The sequence below is a fragment of the Zunongwangia mangrovi genome, assembly GCF_900112105.1.
Classification (GTDB): Bacteria; Bacteroidota; Bacteroidia; order Flavobacteriales; family Flavobacteriaceae; genus Zunongwangia; species Zunongwangia mangrovi.
Genome location: NZ_FOKV01000020.1, coordinates 2,501 through 5,756, shown reverse-complemented (window position 1 = coordinate 5,756; position 3,256 = coordinate 2,501). Strand labels below are relative to the sequence as shown.

Annotated in this window: 2 tRNA genes and 2 rRNA genes (1 of these 4 only partly in view); all 4 read left to right on the top strand. The window is 44.8% G+C overall.

From position 1 onward, the window contains the following. Positions 1-467: 467 nt before the first annotated feature. Positions 468-1,993: ribosomal RNA gene (locus BM201_RS17810) — 16S ribosomal RNA — on the top strand. 102 nt (positions 1,994-2,095) lie between these two features. Then, positions 2,096-2,169: transfer RNA gene (locus BM201_RS17805), tRNA-Ile, on the top strand. A 187-nt stretch (positions 2,170-2,356) separates the two neighbouring features. Beyond that, positions 2,357-2,430, top strand: a tRNA-Ala gene (locus BM201_RS17800). A 234-nt stretch (positions 2,431-2,664) separates the two neighbouring features. Continuing rightward, positions 2,665-3,256 (top strand): 23S ribosomal RNA (locus tag BM201_RS17795); it runs 2,242 nt beyond the window's last position. Together the 16S and 23S rRNA genes with 2 tRNA genes alongside form the textbook arrangement of a ribosomal RNA operon.

Here is a 3,256-nt window from a genome sequence, read left to right as displayed (position 1 = left end):
TGAAAATTAGCTTTAAAAAAAACTTTAAAAAAGTTTTGCTGGTTAAAGAAAAAGAGTTGTATATTTGCAGCCGCTTTAACGGCGAGGTTCTTTGGAGGTTTTGAGTAAGGAAAAAGTAAAAAAAATATTTTTAAATTTTTCTTGTGAGTTTTAAAAGTAGTTGTATATTTGCAGCCGCTTTGAGAGAAAGCTAAAATGCTCTTAAAATTTTGGAAGAACAGAAATACCGACTGGGGTTTATAATAAGGTTCGATTCCTTAGATTTCAACGAAAGGATCTTTAATTAGATCCGGACTTTTGAATAAGTTCATTGACATATTGAATTGACTAGACGATACTAATTTTAATTTGATTAGGATTAGTATAGCGTAAAGATTAAGAATTAAGACTATAAAGAGTCAGACTTTTGAGCTTTAGACTTCTTGAGAAGGAAAACATTTATTTGATTGTAACATATTAATGAAACAACGATGAAGAGTTTGATCCTGGCTCAGGATGAACGCTAGCGGCAGGCTTAACACATGCAAGTCGAGGGGTAACAGGGAGTGCTTGCACTCTGCTGACGACCGGCGCACGGGTGCGTAACGCGTATGCAATCTACCTCTTACTGAGGGATAGCCCATGGAAACGTGGATTAACACCTCATAGTATTATGAATTGGCATCAATTTATGATTAAAGGTTACGGTAAGAGATGAGCATGCGTCCTATTAGCTAGATGGTAAGGTAACGGCTTACCATGGCAACGATAGGTAGGGGTCCTGAGAGGGAGATCCCCCACACTGGTACTGAGACACGGACCAGACTCCTACGGGAGGCAGCAGTGAGGAATATTGGACAATGGGCGAGAGCCTGATCCAGCCATGCCGCGTGCAGGAAGACTGCCCTATGGGTTGTAAACTGCTTTTACAGAGGAAGAACCCTCCCCACGTGTGGGGAGTTGACGGTACTCTGCGAATAAGGATCGGCTAACTCCGTGCCAGCAGCCGCGGTAATACGGAGGATCCAAGCGTTATCCGGAATCATTGGGTTTAAAGGGTCCGTAGGCGGGTTTATAAGTCAGTGGTGAAAGTCTGCAGCTTAACTGTAGAACTGCCATTGATACTGTAGATCTTGAATCATTATGAAGTGGTTAGAATGTGTAGTGTAGCGGTGAAATGCATAGATATTACACAGAATACCGATTGCGAAGGCAGATCACTAATAATGTATTGACGCTGATGGACGAAAGCGTAGGTAGCGAACAGGATTAGATACCCTGGTAGTCTACGCCGTAAACGATGGTTACTAGCTGTCCGGCCTAATTGAGGGTTGGGTGGTTAAGCGAAAGTGATAAGTAACCCACCTGGGGAGTACGTTCGCAAGAATGAAACTCAAAGGAATTGACGGGGGCCCGCACAAGCGGTGGAGCATGTGGTTTAATTCGATGATACGCGAGGAACCTTACCAGGGCTTAAATGCAGTCTGACGTATCTGGAAACAGATATTTCTTCGGACAGATTGCAAGGTGCTGCATGGTTGTCGTCAGCTCGTGCCGTGAGGTGTCAGGTTAAGTCCTATAACGAGCGCAACCCCTGTGGTTAGTTGCCAGCACGTAATGGTGGGAACTCTAGCCAGACTGCCGGTGCAAACCGTGAGGAAGGTGGGGATGACGTCAAATCATCACGGCCCTTACGTCCTGGGCCACACACGTGCTACAATGGTAGGGACAGAGAGCAGCCACTTCGCGAGAAGGAGCGAATCTATAAACCCTATCACAGTTCGGATCGTAGTCTGCAACTCGACTACGTGAAGCTGGAATCGCTAGTAATCGCATATCAGCCATGATGCGGTGAATACGTTCCCGGGCCTTGTACACACCGCCCGTCAAGCCATGGAAGCCGGGGGTACCTGAAGTCCGTTACCGAGAGGAGCGGCCTAGGGTAAAACTGGTAACTGGGGCTAAGTCGTAACAAGGTAGCCGTACCGGAAGGTGCGGCTGGAACACCTCCTTTCTAGAGCATTCTCTTTTAAAAGAGAATCGCAATGAAATAAAGGGAAGTTCAAAATTCGGCCTTTTAGGTCTTGATTCTTAATGTCAATTCGATAATATGGACAGTCTCATAGCTCAGCTGGTTAGAGCGCTACACTGATAATGTAGAGGTCGGCAGTTCGAGTCTGCCTGAGACTACAAAGTAGAGGAAGGTAGAATAGAATTTTATCCGCCGGAGCGCATGCGAAGGAGGAAGTCTGCCTGAGACTACAAGATGGTTGTCAGGCCAAAGAAGTTCATTTGAAACACTGAAGGAAATTTTAGAGGTTGAGTAGCCGTTATAAGTACTGTTAACTAATAACTGGTTAACTGATCACTAAGATACGGGGGATTAGCTCAGCTGGCTAGAGCGCCTGCCTTGCACGCAGGAGGTCATCGGTTCGACTCCGATATTCTCCACAATTCCTTAGAATTATAAGGGCTAGGATAGTTAAGTCACCAGGAAATGATGTTTACTATTCACTGTTTTATAATTTGCTTGAGAGGAAAAACGTTCATTGACATATTGAGAAATAAAGAATACGAGAAACTAACGCTTATTATGAGATAGAATTTATTCTATTAATAATAGCAAAACAAAATAGTTGAGCAATTATCGCAAGATAATTGTTTACGAGCATATTAGGTAAAAAGCATACAAGCTTATTAAGGGCGTATGGGGAATGCCTAGGCTCTCAGAGGCGAAGAAGGACGTGATAAGCTGCGAAAAGCTGCGGGGATTGGCACATACAAATTGATCCGCAGATATCCGAATGGGGCAACCCACTATATTGAAGATATAGTATCCGTAAGGAGGCAAACCCGGAGAACTGAAACATCTAAGTACCCGGAGGAAGAGAAAACAAAAGTGATTACGCTAGTAGCGGCGAGCGAACGCGTATTAGCCCAAACCATGTAGTTTACGGACTGCATGGGGTTGTAGGACTACAATATTTGATGCATGCAGAATTAGAATCCTTTGGAAAGAGGAACCAAAGAGGGTGATAGTCCCGTATAGGTAATAAATGTTATTGATAGTAGTATCCTGAGTAGTGCGGGGCACGTGAAACCCTGTATGAATCCGGCGGGACCATCCGCCAAGGCTAAATACTCCTGAGAGACCGATAGTGAACCAGTACCGTGAGGGAAAGGTGAAAAGAACCCTGAACAAGGGAGTGAAATAGATCCTGAAACCATACGCTTACAAGCGGTCGGAGCCCCTTTGGGGTGACGGCGTGCCTTTTGC